Here is a 1,089-nt window from a genome sequence, read left to right on the forward strand (position 1 = left end):
TAGCGCAAGCACGGTTCTGTGAGGGGGGAGGAGTACAATTTACCGCAAGGTAGAAAGGCTCCCTTCTACTCGACTAGCACTATAAGACATTAATTAATTTTAAAAGTAAAGGTAAAATTTAACACAGATACATATTGACAAAAATATTTTTATGTGTTATAATTGGAATTTTGCATATTGAAAATAACTCCTCTGGATGATAAATTAATCTATGTAATGAGATTTAATTTGTTTATAAATTAGGAGGAGATTGAATGAGAATCGATAAAGGATTGGCAATCTTAGAATTAAAGATCCAGGGTTTCGGATTAAATCCCACATTGATATGGGATGATGATACGGCTGTTTTAGTTGATACTGGTATGCCTGGACAATTGGAACAAATACGTCTCGCTATGAGCGAAGTCGGAGTCTCCTTTGATAAATTGAAAGCTGTAATTTTAACTCATCAGGATTTAGACCATATAGGTTCCCTCCCAGAAATACTAAACCAATCCAATAACAATATAAAAGTTTACGCACATATTCTCGATAAGCCATATATTGAAGGAACATTTCCTCTTATTAAAACTGACCCGAATCGAATGAGTAAAGAACAATGGGCATCATTACCAGAACAAATGCAATTTCTATATAAGAATCCGCCAAAATCAAAGGTAGATAAAACATTAGAAGACGGTGAAGAACTTTCATATTGTGGTGGTATTCAAATTATTTTTACACCAGGGCACACTCCTGGTCATATTAGTCTCTATTTAAAGCAAAGCAAAACTCTTGTCGCAGGTGATGCTATGGTAGTGGTAGATGGTGTTTTACGGAGACCCATACCACCAACGACATTGGATTTGAAAACTGCAATTGACTCTCTTGAGAAATTTTTAGATCTTGATATTGAAAAAGTGATTTGTTACCACGGGGGATTATGTAATATTAAGGATAAAAAACAAATTGGAGACTTATTAAGCTAACGGGTGCAAGAGTTCAAGAATGGGTTGCTGCGGCAGCCCTTTTCTTGGTGTGCCAGGCATGGCAACTATCTAGGTGGTGAAAGTCCACTGTGGGGGTACACATCGACCAACCACTAAGGAA

1 protein-coding gene is annotated in these 1,089 nt (G+C 36.6%); it reads left to right on the top strand.

What is annotated here, in order from left to right; translation table 11 throughout:
• Positions 1-254 precede the first annotated feature (254 nt).
• Positions 255-968, top strand: coding sequence for an MBL fold metallo-hydrolase (locus AC3WR0_RS25375; RefSeq protein WP_492554849.1), 714 nt, complete (start codon positions 255-257; stop codon positions 966-968).
• Positions 969-1,089: the final 121 nt, after the last annotated feature.

This window comes from Neobacillus sp. FW104-15D2 (genome assembly GCF_058790155.1).

Bases quoted from the DNA above. Each gene is read 5' to 3' on its own strand.
- AC3WR0_RS25375 (WP_492554849.1), top strand. From the start codon at position 255: ATGAGAATCGATAAAGGATTGGCAATCTTAGAATTAAAGATCCAGGGT.